The following is a 15,036-nucleotide window of genomic DNA, read 5'->3' as shown; positions in this document are numbered from 1 at the left end:
GTGTTGTAAAAACTACAGAACTGGAGGCTGTGTCGATGATTATTGGCGTTAGTAGCACAATATTGATGTCTGAGTTACACCAAAAAGAAAGAAATTTTCAAATTGGCGTAACTTGACACGGAATTCACTGTTGAAGGATTTCATCCACCAGTTGCTGGATTTTGCTTAACAAGTTTGGTGCCTGGTGCGAGATCTCACGTTGTTCCACCAAAACTGAATGGAGAATATCCCGACTGGTTAACGGGTTGGCTAATACCACCCGGAAGACGATCGTATTCATGCGTTGCCATTGCTCTGGGTTCAAGCGGGTACGGGATACGAACGATTTGCCAGTTTCGCGTTGGCGTTTCTGAATGAACTGAGTGAGCTGATTGACCAGTTCATTTAGTTTGTCACGTTGCGTGCCTTGGGCCTTTTCGAGCGCCATGCGCACATCGGTGGGCAGGTAGCGATATGTAAGCAAACACAGTTCTGGTTGAGAAACCAGTTCGAAGTCTTCTTCTGCATCAATTAACTCAGCGAAATAGCGCGCTTTTTCGATGCTTTGATCAATGAGCAGTTCATATCCCGGCCGGCTGATGATATGCATGGCTGCATACACCAACATCGCCATTCCGGAGCGAGAGCCTTCAAGAGTGTGACTACCTAAATCTTTCGAGCCTTTACGCAGGATATATTGCGCATGGTGCTCAATCGATTTCATTGCGTCGGGGTCTTTGAATAGCACCATGCCGGCACCCATCGGGATGTATAGCTGTTTATGTGCATCAATAGTAACTGAGTCGGCTAACTCAACCCCGGACAACAATTTCCGGTATTTACCGGACATTAATGTCGCACCGCCCCAGGCCGCATCCACATGGAAATGGCACTGGTGCTCTCGACTGATTTTAGCTATTTCATTCAATGGATCGATGTTACCGGTTTCTGTGGTACCGGCCACGCCGATAATGGCGATGGGTTTAATACGCTGCTTTTCCAACTGGATAAGTTTAGCCTTAAGGTCATCGACAATAATGCGGTTATTGGCATCAGTTTTGACTGCAACTAAGCCTTCTTGTCCGAGACCAAGCACATCGGCCGCTTTTTTCAATGAGTAATGGCCGCGTTCGGAAACCAGAATGGCCAAGCCTTCATAACCATAATGTTTCATGGCTTTGAACAGGCCTTCTTTTTCCACCCCTTTAAATGGCCCGTCTGCTCTGAGCGCTTTATTGCGTGCTACCCATAGTGCGGTAATGTTGGCAATTGTACCGCCGGAGCAAAATGCTCCTAGAGAATGTTTGGCACTGTGCATCCATTTGGCGTAAAAATCGTCATCTCGAGTGTAGATTAGGCGATGAAGCATGCCCAACACTTGACGCTCTAATGGTGTAAATGCTTTCGATGTTTCGATTTTTACCAAGTTTTGGTTCAGCGCGATCATGATTTTAGACAGTGGCATCAGAAAATAGGGCAGTGCCGATGTCATGTGGCCGATAAAGCTTGGTGCAGAGGTATGCACGGAGTGAGATACCAGGGTATCTAGCAAGTGTTCGGTGTGTTCGGAGACAAACTCTGGCTGCTCCGGTATCTGAGCAGAAGAAAAGTCTTTCTCGATTTCGCGTAAAGGCTTTTCTTCTGCCACGATGTGCTCACGAAGAAACTGGTTCAAATTTTGCGAGAGGCTGTCTTCGATTTTGGTTAGCGTTGAGTCGGGGCCTTCTGGAATCGTAAAGATTTTTAGCAAGCTCTCGAAGCTAACGTCTGCTGTTTTGTGTTCCTTAACCATAGCAAAGAGTCGTTTGTAGTTATTTTAGTAATGCGAGCAGAACAATCTAAACCAAAACGGGAGCAATGTCCCGTTTTAATTATCGAATTCCAGGTTGCTGATATGAAATGACTAGTGGCAGTTATTCACATTTCATCTGTTCAATCTTGCTGATGGATTGGTTGTATCGGTTCAGAGCAGCATCGATTTTCTTGGGGTGGCTAAGCAGGTCGGCAAACGCTGAGCGTAACTCGTAATTTTGCGGGTGATTGGCCGACTGGCGATCACTAAAGGTTTTTTGCGCGGCAACGCCGAGCGGATCTGTGCGTGTCGCCAGTTGTTTTACGTCGTGTTGCTCGAGTTTTAACCATGCCTCTACCGGCTGTCCAGTGGCGACACGTGCAGGGTCATTAGCCAAAAAGTAGTGGACGGCCTCGCGGTTAAGTTCAAAGTGATGCCGGCGTCCTTCTAAAAACCACTGGCTTACTTCTGCCAGATGTGGGTACTGACTGGCCGTCAGGTCAACCAAGTCCTGATACCATGTCAGTGAGGCATCAACATAAGCATCGTATTTTTGGGCTAAACATTGTTGATCTGCAGCAAAGGTAAAGCTTGAGCAGCTAGTGAGCAGGGCTGCAACGACAAAGCGTTTCATGGTTATTCCTTTTTAGACTGTATTAGCGTTTTATAATATTTTGCCGCATTGTAATCGAAGTTGAGGGAAAAACCTGAGATCTAGTTAGCAAGTGATACAAAGAAAAGCATCATTACCGGTACTAACAGACTTAAAATAAAACCACTGACAATCGCAATCGGGACACATCGGACCCCCCCGGTGGACTGAATGACCGGAAGTGTGAAATCCATGGCGGTGGCACCTGCATACCCGATAGCACTACACGGATGGCTGCGGATCAGTAACGGAATCGCGACCAGAGCAACCAGCTCACGCATCAATTCGATCAGAAAAGATGCCCCGCCGAATACCGGGCCAAATGCATCACCCATCAGAATGCCCGAGAGTGAGTACCAACCAAAACCAGAAGACATAGCCAAGGCTTGGTAAAGCGGCAGGTCGAGAAGTATAGACACAATGACGCCACCGGCCATACAACTGGCTATGAGAATCGCGGCAATCGCCATGCCCTGCTTATTTAGTAAGATTTGCCGCAGGGTAAGTCCGCTGTTTCTTAACTGAATCCCGATAAAGAACAGGAGTAAAAACAAAATCCACTCACTGGCAGTGTCCACCCATGAAAGATCGACGGAAAGCACCAGGCCGGCGAGTAAACCGCCTCCTACCACCAGCACCAGCTTGACAGACTCAAGCGCCATTGCTGACAAGGGGAGTTTGCTGTGATTCAGATCCGTTTGCAGTGGCAGCAGTTTATCGATAAGTGGTAACGCGAGTAAGTTACACACGCTGAGAACACCAAAAAAGGTGCCGGCATAAAGCAGGATGTTTTGCAGATTACTGCTCAAATTATCCAGCGCCGCTAAACTTAACCCCATCAGGGAAAGAATGACGTAAATTAGGTATGAGGTTGATTTGTTAATTTTTTCCAGAATGGCGCTATTCGATACTGGTATTAAATAACCCACGACCAGCGGCGCGAAGATAAATAACATCCCTGATAGCATAAGTCTCTATGATTCCTTTCTATGTGTGGCAGACGAATGATGATGGTAACCGCTGTAGTGCTAAAAGCTACCAACCACTGGCTTGAAGTACATTATTGATTTCGTCCTGAAAATCGTCGTCGCTTAGATTGCTCAAGTCATAAAGTACTTCCGCACCAGTCAGATTAAATTCCACTTCATGTTCTTCGATTCGTTCGTCCTGACTGCGGAACATCAATAAATGATTGGCAATACGGGCGATATCGAGATAACTCACTTCTGGACGCACCATCTCAATTATTTCATTGGAAGAGACTTCGCGGAAGTCGTTATCAAATCCCCACCTTTCCAGTACCAAGTTGCTGGTGGCTGAACAGCGGGTTTGGAAAATCTGCAGGGCAATATCATCATCCAAATAATTGCCCCTGTCCAGGTAGAGGTGGTATTCATTGACAAGACAGAACAAACCGATATCGGCCAACAAACCAACCAGCAGTGCTTTCTCTTGCTCAAGATAGTCGTAGTTATCGGGTTCACGTTTACGAAATTCCTGAACTATCAGCACCATCGTCGCGCCTAACTCACGTGATACGGCTGCGCTTTTGATCAGGATAGCATTCGATGCGCTGGATAAGTTTATCGAATGTTTGAGTTGTTCAATGGCTTGGGCGGTAACAATATCTCTCACCCGAAATATACCTAATCTGGAAACGGCGGTTGCCAAGTCATTACAGGTAATATTACGCCGGTTAAAAGTTACCGAGTTAGCGATACGGATCACCAAGGCTGCCAACCCTGGGTCTTCCAGCAGACAATGGGCGACATCGGTGACAGTGGTGTGTTCTTCGACACACATCTTCTGTATTTTCACAACAACATCGGATATCGGTGGTAAAGAAATTTTACCAGTAGCAATAGACTGTTCGACCAACTGGGCGAACTCAGTCTCGAGCGCCTTAATTAGTTTGTCTTTATTATTGGGCAGCCAAAAAAATGATAGGTGTTCCATGCGACGTTGTGTTTTTAGATATTTCACCCAGTGTAACCTCACAAGCGCTTCGTTAGCAACGAAATGCGTATTTTGGATTTGGTGGTTGGTCAATAAAGCATCGCGCATAATCTCTGTTTGTAACAAAGTGTTTCTGCTAAGGTCGTCAATCGTGCTGGTATGTGAAACCAATCACGTATAGCGAGTTAATCGTTTGTTATCTGTGACATAGATCTTAACTTATTTTTCGCCGTTAAGTATGATGAGGGCAGTTGGTGGAGATAACCCAGACAATATCACCAACAATCAAACTATTTCTAATTCGCTATAAGCTGCTGTTCTATCTGGTGACATCGCTAATCGGGGTAATTTATTCAGATTAAAGAGGTCAATGGACATGACAGACCAAGCTTTTTTTAAATACGTAAACAATTTTAGTAACTATCAGAAACGCTCGATGTTTGGTGGCATCGGTTTGTTCACTAACGACGCTATGTTTGCTTTGGTAAGCAATGGTTGTTGCTATATCCGCGGTGGTGACGGGTTGGATGATACCTTTGCTGCCTTGGACTGTGAAAAGTACAAACACGTTAAGAAACAGACAACGGCTACGGTGAACTATTACGATATAACCAACTTGTTTGAAAGCCGCTATGACGGTCTGGACGAGCTTTTGCAACGTTCGATTCAGTGTTCAGTGAATGCTCGCCGGTTACAGAAATCTTCAGCCAGCAAACGTCTGCGTGATTTGCCTAATATGCAGCTTACGCTTGAGCGCATGGTGAAAAAGGCCGGTGTTGAGGACGTAGATACATTTCTTGAGCTTGGTGCGGTAGAAGTGTTTAATAAAGTTCGCGTTGCTTACGGCAGTGATGTGGACTTAAAGCTCCTCTGGAAGTTCGCTGGCGCTATTGATGGTGTCCACTGGAAACTCATTCAGGAACCACGCAAGAAACAGTTGCTGGCATTGTGTCACTAAAGTGCCACAAGCAGATAGTTGACTTAACGTTGTATGGAGTTAGCGGGTCGTAAAAATTAAGTGTTAGAAATGGCAAAAGGAAGTTTGCGTTTTTAGCCGCTCCGGGATGAGTCTAAACAGCATAAAAAGCCGAGGTAACTACCTCGGCTTTTGGCATTATTACACTGGTACTTGCTTAGTGTTTAAAACTTAAAACGCGTGGTGAACATCAGTTGATCACCGTAGAAATCATTCAGGCGCGCTTCTATCCCCAAAGAGAAAAGCTCCGTGGAATGAAAGCGGGCGTAAGCGGCACCGGTCACGTCGTCATCGTCATCGATCGAGACATAACCAACTTTGCCTCCAACTTCGAGTTGCGGCCCTAGCCACTGACGGACACCTAAGTTTAATTCCATCCCCACATCTGCACTGCTTGATGTTTCTGGTTTTACCACACGCATTAGCATTGCCCCGGTCAAATCTGCCCAGTTGTTTAGGGGCGAATGGAAACCAAAGCCGGCAGCAGAGTCGAAGTCACCTTCAAACTCCGAGTCAATGCGGGCAATGACGTGAGCGTTGGGGTGGATTGTTTTGCTGAAGCCGGCACCAAACGTTACCGGGCTGGCACCAATACGTGCCTCAGCGTAGTCGTAGCTAAAGTTGCTCATGACGGCAGGGCTGTTGCGATCGGTTTCAGCGAACGCCTGGCTGGATGCCAACAATAGCGCAGCGGCTAATAGTGTTTTACGCATAATCAACGATAAACCTTTTGTTTATGTTTCTATCGATCCAAATAAACATTTGAACCTTAATCCTGTTTGTTCGACATCATAATAAAAACCGCGGCTAGCGACCAATAAAATGTGTCGGTATTTTGTTGAATTTGCAATTATTGAGCAAATAATATGCCGTTATAGTGCGAATGGAACAGCAGTATTGGCATCATCGGCGATGGTCATTCACCAAAACTTGCCCGTCGTTCTGCCATTGCGTTTAGAATTGCTTCAGAGTCAAGTACTGAGACCCAGGACAACAGGTTGTCATCGTTATGAATCACAAATTCTGTCAATTGTTTTCTGAGTACCTCGCGAAGCGTATCACCACGCCAAGGCTTGGCAATATAGTAATCCAGGCTAGCATGGTTGACGGCTTCAACGGTATCTTCTAAGCCCGCTTGCCCGGTGAGTAGAATTTTCCGTGCTGATTGGGTATCACTGTTTTGATTCAGTTCGATTAAGAAACTGATACCGGTTTGTTCTGGCATGATGTGATCGCATAAAATGAGTGCCAGTTTTACCCCTTCAGCAATAAAGTCTTCAATGACCTCTCTTGCTTCCGTGACAGACTCGGCACCTTCTACAATAAAGTGCTCTTCAAACTGGGCGAGATCTTGAAGTACGCTGTCCAAGACTTCTCGCTCATCATCCACACACAAGATCAAATACTTAGACATGTTCTTCTCCTTCTGTTTTGATAGGCAACCAGACGGTCATTCTTGTGTACGCATCTGGCTCGGACTCAACCTCAATCCATCCATGATGGCTGGTGACGATCTGTTGGCAGATTGACAGGCCAATACCTAAACCGAAATTACCTTCTTTCTTGGTTGTAAAATTGAGCTCAAAAATAGCTTGTTGCTGACTCTCTGGTATACCATGGCCGTTGTCCTCAAAGGCAATGACGGCATAGCGTTGTCCATCCCGCTGCTGAATACTTGATTGAATCGTCAACTTGCCTTTGTCTGGAAATGCGTCGATGGCGTTAGAAATTAAATTTGTCCACACCTGCTGCAATGCAATAGGTTGGCATTCTATCTTGGGAATGTCAGCATAGTCGGTGACCACGGTATGGCGTTTGAGTTTATTTTCAAAAATAACCAAGGTGTCCTCTATGCCTTCGTGGATATTGGCATAGTGCATCATCTCGTCATCGTCGCGTGCATAGCCTTTCAGGCTTTTCACCATATCGGCGATGCGCGCAGCACAGACGTTGATCGAGCGCAGTGACGTACCGACGCGATGATACTCTTCCAGTAATGCCAGATCAGAAAGTGACTGGGCATCGTTGCGTTTTAGTGTCTCTAGCAGTTGACGATCGCTGTCTAAGCCTAATGACACGACTTTTTTGGCAATACTCCGTTCGCTCAACAGAGGTTTAAGCTGATTTGCCCGTTGGCGCAACTCGGCAGTGGAAGAGGGCCTGCTATGCTGGGCGTTGCCAAGAATTTCAATTCCCTTGGATTGAACTTTATTATCAGGGGTTTGAGTCAGGAGCTGCTGTAAGGTTGTGGTCAGGTTTTCCACGCCGCGCAATATGGCTGCGATAGGGTTATTGAGTTCATGTGCCACACCCGCAACCAATTGCCCCAACATGGCCATTTTTTCTCGCTCAATGAGTTGCAAGTGTGCCGACTCGAGCGACTCGAGTGTCTTCTGTAGTTGCAGCTTGGTGTTAATACTGCGCTGCAGGCGCCGGTTGAAATGCCTTAATAACAGGTTGGTAAACAGCGGTAATAAGTTGGAATCCGACTGCATCACTTGGCGGAAAACGGTGCGATCCAGCTTGATGACTTCAGTTTTGGTTAATGTCATTGCAGTAGAAAAAGACTTTTCACCAGTGACAAAGGACATACCGCCAACAAGGTTCCCCTTGCTATGCCTAACCACTTCGCGCTGCATACCCATTTCGTCACGTTTATACAGAGCTACCTCACCATTGGTAATGAACCATAAGAAGCTGTTCGGCTCTCCCTCGACCGTGAGAAGGTGTTCCGGGGAATAAGTACGGCAGGCTTTGGTCTCATCTTTTTCTTGAAAAAAGGCCTGCAAGGCGCCGATGACCCGCTCTGCCAGTTCGGAGTCGCTCATGACGTGGTAGTCATCCAGAAACCCGGCTTGATAGCTTTGCATTTGTCTATCAATATGTGCGCGGAGTAATTTTTGCTGGTCTAGTACATGGCTGTAGCTGAGTAAGTTTTCACGGTCATGGTGTAGAATAAAATGTGTTAACTCTTTTTGAGCCGTATTAAACAACACTTTGTCAGGTAGTGGTTTGGTCAGGCAGTAGTCCAGGCGGCCTTCATTGACGGCAGTTAAAATGGCATCAATATCAGACGAATAACTAATCAGGATTTTACGGGCTTTTTCAGTATGAGGTGAGCGATCCAAACCAATTAAAAACTCGACACCATTGATCTCTGAGTGATGGCTGGCAATCACAAGTGCAACCGTTTGTTGATTAGACTGCAAATAATCTAATGCACTCTGTGCTTCTTCCAGCGACTCAACCGAGTGAATGTCAAATTTACTGGCAAAAACAGATAGCTCATGCCGGAATTGTTCCGCACTGATGGGGTTGTTATCCAGGCAAAGTACAGCGTAACGGTTCACAGGTGATTAAACTCCGGTTGAATCTTAGCCATTTCACCATATCAACAAAACTATTTGTTCGTTGGGAGCTACGTTTAATAAATGATGAATCAGTGTGTTAAACCATCAATAGTCTGATACATCTCAATGTTTTATCCGCTCTGGGTTTGCGGTAGACTGGGTGAAATTACGTAATAAGTGACATTATGGAAAATCTGAAAAAGCTCGGCGCTATTGGTGGCGCAATTTCGTTAGCGCTCTGTTGGCCTCTGGCGGTTGGGCAAATTGGCCAATCTCTTGTCGAAGATGGCGTTGCTAATATGAACAACGACATGGTTAAAGGCGAAATCGTTGAATATGATCGCGGTTACTTGTCTTCGGTGGTGCTGACGCGCTATAGCGTGACCGATCCGGTGATCAAACAGCAGTTGGAGCTGGATGGTTTGCCGGTTGTGTTTAATGTCAGAAGTGACGTCACGCACGGACTGACCAGTTTGAGCGCAGATTCAGTGATTCTTGAAAACCAAGCGTTACCATTGACAATGCAAACTACGACTCAGCTTAATGGTAATACCGCTTTTGACATTGAACTGGATAGCTGGCAGTTCCAGCACGAGCAACAAGGTTTGTTAGTCTCCACCAGCCCCGCTGTGTTGAGCGGTAATGTGACGGTACTCGGTGATCTTCAGTATGCGGTAGATATTCCGTCAGTGCAGGTTGATTTTGACAGTGGCGAGGAAATCTATCTCTCCGCTCTAAAAGGTGAGGGGAAAGGCAAACAGGCTAATGGGTACTGGCTCGGCCAACAGAACTTTACGCTAGAAAAATTTAATATTGTTGATGCAGAGCATCAGCCAATATTTTTGGTCGAAAGCGCCAGCTACGATGGCAATACTACGCTAGACGTAACCGGGGATAAGTTGAACAGCCAGTTGGTGATGAATGCGCTTAAGCTTCACCTATCTGATGGAACCGATGTTGATCGTTTTAAGTTGGATTTTTCGGTCAGTGATGTTGATAGCCACTCTTTCGACCAGATTATGGCCATCTATCAGAATACTCCAGCACTTGGTGAGGATGATATCGCCAAGTTACTCCCCCATATTGATGCACTGTTCAGTAAGGGCTTTGACGTATCGGTTAATGAGTTATCATTGGCATTTGGTGATGGTAAGTTTAGTAATCAGTGGCAACTGGCGGTGCCTCAGGGGACCGATGGTATTACCAGTGGCCCAATGAAGCTCATCAGTGCAATAAACGGTAATCTGAACACTTATTTTTCGGATGAGTTGGTTGAAGCGTACCCCTTCATTCAGGAAGGTATCGATGAGTTACTGATCATGGAACTGATAGAGAAGACGGACGACGGCTATCAATTGAAAGCACAGATATCCGACGGTAAACTCAAGTTTGAAAATGGTCATGAGTTCCCGCTAGTGAGTTTATTGCTTCCGGCGTTGGCACAGTAATCATTAACCATAGTTTAATATTTCAACGTAATCAGTAAAAAAGAGGCCGATAGGCCTCTTTTGTTGTTTTTATCCCAGCTAAAACGTGATATTAATTTCGTAATATTTATACAGCAGGAGCAATGAGCATCATGGAACAAAATACGGATCACGTATTTAACTTTAGTGCAGGCCCGGCAGGATTACCGAAAGCCGTTATGCAGCAAGCACAGCAGGAACTACTCAATTGGCAAGGTTTGGGTACTTCAGTGATGGAGATCAGTCATCGAAGTAAAGAGTTCATTAAAGTCGCTGAAGAAGCGGAACAAGACCTTCGTGACTTGCTTAATGTGCCAGACAACTACAAAGTCCTGTTTTGCCAGGGTGGTGCCCGTGCTCAGTTTGCTGCCGTGCCGTTAAATTTACTCGGTGATGCGGCTACCGCGACGTATATCGATGGCGGTTACTGGGCGGAAAGCGCAGTCGCAGAAGCAAAAAAATATTGTGAGCCGGATGTATTTAATGCCAAAACGGAAATCGACGGTAAAGTCGCGATCCTGCCAGCCAGCGAATGGCAGGTGGCGCCAGATGCCGCTTACGTACATTTTTGCCCGAATGAAACCATCGATGGTATTGAAATTAACGATCTGCCCGTCACGGATAAACCGATCGTCGCCGATATGTCGTCGACCATTTTGTCACGCGAAATTGATGTATCGAAGTATGGCGTTATTTATGCGGGTGCGCAGAAAAACATCGGCCCTTCAGGCATTGCCATTGTAATCGTGCGTGATGACTTGCTTGGTTTGGCGAACAAAGTCTTACCAACGATTCTGGATTACACCGTGCTGGCTGAAAAAGATTCGATGTTCAACACTCCTCCTACCTTTGCCTGGTACCTGTCAGGATTGGTGTTCAAGTGGCTTAAGGCACTGGGTGGGGTAAAAGCGATTGAGAAAATCAATCGTGACAAAGCGCAGCTGCTTTATGACTACATCGATCAGTCAGAATTCTACCGTAACAACATTCACCCTAATAACCGTTCATTAATGAATGTGCCGTTCCAGTTGGCGAAGCCAGAGCTGGATGCCACCTTCCTTGAGCTGGCGGGTGAGCAAGGGCTGAAAGCGCTTAAAGGCCACCGTGCGGTAGGCGGTATGCGTGCTTCTATTTACAACGCCATGCCACTTGAAGGCGTGCAGGCTCTGGTAGACTTTATGCGTAAGTTTGAAGAGCAATATGCGTAAGGCACCTGTACACTTTTAATAAAAAAAGCCGAACTCCTGTTCGGCTTTTTGTTTTTTATAGCGACTGTAACAGTTGATAGTAGCGCCCTTGCTGGGCGAGTAGCGTCGCATGATCACCTTGCTCGATGATCTCTCCTTGCTCCATCAGGCAGATGTTGTCCATGGCATCCAGCCCGATCAGGCGGTGGGTAATAAATACCACGGTCTTATGCGTAAAGTGTTCGCTAAACAGCGCCATGATGTTTTTCTCGGTGCGCTTATCCAGCCCTTCGGTCGGCTCATCCAAGAGCAGGATAGGGGCATCTTTTAACAGAGCCCGGGCAATGCCTATCCGGCGTTTTTCTCCACCTGAAAGCTGGCGGCCACCGTCACCCAGCCAGGTATCTAAGCCCTGATTGTCGAGTAAGTTGCCCAGATCCACCTGACGCAGAATGGCAGACAACTGGTCATCCGAAGCCTTGGGTGATGCCATCAGCAAATTGTCGCGCAAGCTACCGTTAAGCACATCAACGCGCTGGCTGACCACGCTGATCGCCGCGCGGAGATCGGGCTCACTCCAGTTCTGCAGTCGGGTATTGCCCATGCGGATCTCGCCCTGGTTAACATCCCAGTAGCGGCACAGTAGCTGGATCAAGGTTGATTTTCCTGAGCCGGTCTGGCCGACGATCGCAGTTTTTGTACCGGGTGGCAGTGTCAGTGACAGGTTATGCAGTACCTGCTGATGGCCATCAGGGTAGCTAAACGCAACGTGGTCGAACTCAATATGGAATTGCTTGTCCCGGGCGTGTGACTGGGCAGGAAATTGCACCTCCGGTTCCGCCAGAATCACTTCGTTGAGGCGACGAGCGGAAGTCAGCGTCTGGCCCAGGTGCTGAAACGCGCCAGCGATAGGCATCAGCAACTCAAAGCTGGCCATGGTGGCAAAAGCCATCAGCGCTACCATCGGATCCGGTGCCTGACCTGCGACCCCATCGGCAGCAAACCACAGCATGGTCACCAGCGTCAGGCCGTTAACCAGCATCAGCAGTCCGGATGCCATACCAGTCAGATTGGCGTTAACAAACTGATTGGCAAACAGTTGTTGCTGTTTGTCCAAAATCGCATTGCGGTAGCGTTCTTCTGCACCAAACAGGCTGAGTTCACTGTAACCCTGTAACCAGTCCAGCGTAGTAACACGCAGGTCAGCTTTATTTTGGGTCAGATGCTGGCCATTGTGTTTGCCCAATTTGTAAAACAGCAGTGGCCAGATAAACAGCATCAGTGCCAGAATCGAACCGAGCAGCAGCGCTAACTCAAGATCAAACCATGCCAGTACGGCGGTCAGACCGGCAATGCCCAGTACACCGACGGTCACCGGGCTGATAAGGCGCAGGTACACGTGATCCATGGCATCGACATCGGCCACCAGGCGGTTTAACAGGTCGGCATCACGCAGGGTAGAAACCCGGCCGGGAATAAGCGGTGCAAGCTTGCGGAAGAAGAAAATCCGCAAATCGGTTAACAGTTTAAAGGTGGCATTGTGGCTTACCACGCGCTCGCCCCAGCGGCCTGCGGTGCGCGCCATCGCCGCACCACGCACACCCGCCCCCGGCAGCATGTAGTTAAAAGTTTCCCGGGCGATGGTCAGCCCGGCGACGGCGGCGGCGGAAATAAACCAGCCGGAGAGCGTCAATAAACCGATTGAGGCGGCCAGAGTGACAAATGCCAGCAGCATACCAAGCGACAGGCCGAACCAGTGTTTCTTATATAGTTTTAGATAAGGGAGTAAATCACGCATCCAGGTTCCCCTTGTCTGAGTGTTGTTGAGCGAGGTTGGCGGCGAGCATGTCGCTAAACAGTCCTTCTTGCTCAGAGAGCGTCGCGTAGTCACCGCTTTGCACGATCAGGCCATTATGCATGACCAGGATTTGCTCGACGTCCTGTAGTGGCGCCAACTGGTGGGTGACCATCAGGTTGGTGGTACTAGCGGTATATTTGTTGATGCCTTCCATTACCAGTTTTTCGCTGTGGGCATCCAGACTGGCGGTAGGTTCATCAAGCAGCCAAAAACGTCCGTTTTGCAACATCGCGCGCGCCAGCGCCAGGCGTTGCGCCTGACCGACAGACAAGCCGCCGGAGCGATCGGAAATGGCATAGCTGAGTCCGTGTTTGGAAACAAATTCAGCCGAATGTGAGTCTGCCAGTACCTGCTCAACCTGGCTGTCGGTGATATCGTGCTTACCAAGAGTGACGTTGTCACGAATGTCGCCATGCAGTAGCATCGGGTTCTGGCCAATCCAGCTGATGGCCGCGCGCCAGGAGGCGAGTTCCAGCTGTTTGAGTTCACAGCCGTTGATTTTAAGGCTGCCCTGATAAGGCATAAACCCGAGCAGGGTATTCACCAGACTGGTTTTACCGGCACCACTCGGGCCGACTAAGGCCGTGCTCTGATTGGTATCGAGTTTAAATGTTAGCGGGCCTGCCAGTTGTTTACCTTCCGGGCTGAAAATGGTCAGATCCGATGCTTCAATCAAGATATTGCCGTCGGGTAGTGACTGGTGGCCGCCTTGCACCTGACTGACCTCGAGCTCCAGAAACTCAACGATGCTCTCGGCCGCGCCAACAGCCTGCTGCTTGGCATGGTAGAAGGTGCCCAGATCGCGCAGTGGCTGATAAAACTCCGGTGCCAGGATCAGGATAAACAATCCGGCAAACAGAGTAACTCCGGTACCGTAATAGCCGAAATTCAATTCACCGATGTAGCTAAAACCAAAATACACCGCGGTGATGGCGATAGAGATAGAGGTGAAAAACTCCAATACCGCGGAAGAGAGAAACGCTATCTTCAATACATCCATGGTTCGGGTGCGAAACACTTCTGAGGCACCTTTTAACACTTCGGTCTCTGCCTGAGTACGGTCGAACAGGCGGATGGTGGTCATGGCCTGCAGGCGATCGTAAAAATGGCCGGATAAGCGCTGCAGCGCTTTGAAGTTTTTGCGGTTAGCATCAGCCGCTTTGATACCGACTAAAGCCATGAACAGTGGCACCAGCGGAGCGGTGATAAGGAAGATCAATCCGGCTGCCCAGTTGACAGGAAACACCACCACCAAAATGATGAAAGGCACTAGCACGGACAGCGACATTTGTGGCAGGTAGCGGGCAAAGAAGTCCTGCATATCTTCCACCTGCTCAAGAATTAATGTTGCCCAGGTTCCGGCTGGCTTGCCCTTGATGTAAGCAGGTCCAAGTTGATGTACTTTGTCGAGGATCATTTGGCGAATGTAGCTGCGGATCTGTTCACCACAGCGATAACCGGCGATTTCCCGTCCCCAAGTGCAGGCCGCCCGGGCAATTACGGTGATGCCCAATCCAACAAAATGCCAGATCAGTTCGCTCTTATCGATATGTTCAATGATCAGTTGATGAAGAATGGAGGCGAGCAAGGCTGCTTGAGCCAATAAAAACACGCTTGAAACTACGCCCAGGCCAATCGCAATCGTAAGCCAGCGTTTGGCTAACTTACTCTGTTGCTTAAGCCACTTATTCAAGCTGCGTTGCTTTTTCTTATCCATTTTGAAGGCTTAATGATAATTGTTTTTAGAAAGGCGCTAGTATACAAAAGAAAACCCAGCGGGAATACCGCTGGGTTTTAAGGATATGATACAAATGTGAAAA

The 15,036-nt window shown here is 47.8% G+C and carries 12 protein-coding genes; 3 read left to right on the top strand and 9 right to left on the bottom strand.

The window, feature by feature from the left end; translation table 11 throughout:
* Window positions 1–124: 124 nt before the first annotated feature.
* The 4 genes from panP to P2G85_RS01475 form a co-directional block, all read right to left on the bottom strand.
* Window positions 125–1,771, bottom strand: a complete 1,647-nt coding sequence (gene panP, locus P2G85_RS01490; RefSeq protein ID WP_275862331.1) for a pyridoxal-dependent aspartate 1-decarboxylase PanP — start codon at window positions 1,769–1,771, stop codon at window positions 125–127.
* Between the two features lie 121 nt (window positions 1,772–1,892).
* Window positions 1,893–2,405 (bottom strand): hypothetical protein, encoded by a 513-nt coding sequence (locus P2G85_RS01485; protein WP_275862330.1) that lies wholly within the window; start codon window positions 2,403–2,405, stop codon window positions 1,893–1,895.
* An 80-nt stretch (window positions 2,406–2,485) separates the two neighbouring features.
* Entirely contained in the window at window positions 2,486–3,391 is a 906-nt protein-coding gene (locus tag P2G85_RS01480) for a lysine exporter LysO family protein (RefSeq protein ID WP_275862329.1), read from the bottom strand.
* A 67-nt stretch (window positions 3,392–3,458) separates the two neighbouring features.
* Window positions 3,459–4,379 carry an HDOD domain-containing protein gene (locus P2G85_RS01475; RefSeq protein WP_275862494.1) on the bottom strand — a complete coding sequence of 307 codons (921 nt, stop codon included), beginning with the start codon at window positions 4,377–4,379 and terminating at the stop codon, window positions 3,459–3,461.
* Between the two features lie 370 nt (window positions 4,380–4,749).
* Between P2G85_RS01475 and P2G85_RS01470 the strand changes: the two genes are divergently transcribed.
* Window positions 4,750–5,337: a TfoX/Sxy family DNA transformation protein gene (locus P2G85_RS01470; protein ID WP_275862328.1), complete on the top strand. Its 588-nt coding sequence runs from the start codon at window positions 4,750–4,752 to the stop codon at window positions 5,335–5,337.
* Between the two features lie 182 nt (window positions 5,338–5,519).
* Here the strand turns inward: P2G85_RS01470 and P2G85_RS01465 are convergent, their stop codons facing one another.
* From P2G85_RS01465 to P2G85_RS01455, 3 genes are all read right to left on the bottom strand, one after another.
* Window positions 5,520–6,068: a hypothetical protein gene (locus tag P2G85_RS01465; protein ID WP_275862327.1), complete on the bottom strand. Its 549-nt coding sequence runs from the start codon at window positions 6,066–6,068 to the stop codon at window positions 5,520–5,522.
* 203 nt (window positions 6,069–6,271) lie between these two features.
* Window positions 6,272–6,769, bottom strand: a complete 498-nt coding sequence (locus tag P2G85_RS01460; RefSeq protein ID WP_275862326.1) for a response regulator — start codon at window positions 6,767–6,769, stop codon at window positions 6,272–6,274.
* A complete protein-coding gene (locus tag P2G85_RS01455; RefSeq protein WP_275862325.1) occupies window positions 6,762–8,705 on the bottom strand; it encodes an ATP-binding protein in 1,944 nt (647 codons plus the stop codon). The genes P2G85_RS01460 and P2G85_RS01455 overlap by 8 nt, the downstream gene beginning before the upstream one ends.
* Before the next feature lie 185 nt (window positions 8,706–8,890).
* Here P2G85_RS01455 and P2G85_RS01450 point away from each other — a divergent pair, with 185 nt between their 5' ends.
* Window positions 8,891–10,153, top strand: a complete 1,263-nt coding sequence (locus P2G85_RS01450; protein ID WP_275862324.1) for a DUF945 family protein — start codon at window positions 8,891–8,893, stop codon at window positions 10,151–10,153.
* 131 nt (window positions 10,154–10,284) lie between these two features.
* Entirely contained in the window at window positions 10,285–11,379 is a 1,095-nt protein-coding gene (serC, locus tag P2G85_RS01445; RefSeq protein ID WP_275862323.1) for a 3-phosphoserine/phosphohydroxythreonine transaminase, read from the top strand.
* A gap of 55 nt (window positions 11,380–11,434) precedes the next feature.
* Here the strand turns inward: serC and cydC are convergent, their stop codons facing one another.
* Both cydC and cydD read right to left on the bottom strand, forming a co-directional pair.
* Window positions 11,435–13,156 carry a cysteine/glutathione ABC transporter ATP-binding protein/permease CydC gene (gene cydC / locus P2G85_RS01440; protein WP_275862322.1) on the bottom strand — a complete coding sequence of 574 codons (1,722 nt, stop codon included), beginning with the start codon at window positions 13,154–13,156 and terminating at the stop codon, window positions 11,435–11,437.
* The gene (cydD, locus tag P2G85_RS01435) at window positions 13,149–14,933 is read right to left on the bottom strand and encodes a cysteine/glutathione ABC transporter permease/ATP-binding protein CydD (RefSeq protein WP_275862321.1); all 1,785 of its coding nucleotides are present in this window, start codon (window positions 14,931–14,933) and stop codon (window positions 13,149–13,151) included. Before cydD ends, cydC begins: the two co-directional genes overlap by 8 nt.
* Window positions 14,934–15,036: the final 103 nt, after the last annotated feature.

It is taken from the genome of Vibrio sp. CAU 1672, from assembly GCF_029223195.1.
Taxonomy (GTDB): Bacteria; Pseudomonadota; Gammaproteobacteria; order Enterobacterales; family Vibrionaceae; genus Vibrio.
Note: the sequence above shows the minus strand (reverse complement) of the source record. Positions and strands in the feature narration are given on the sequence as shown.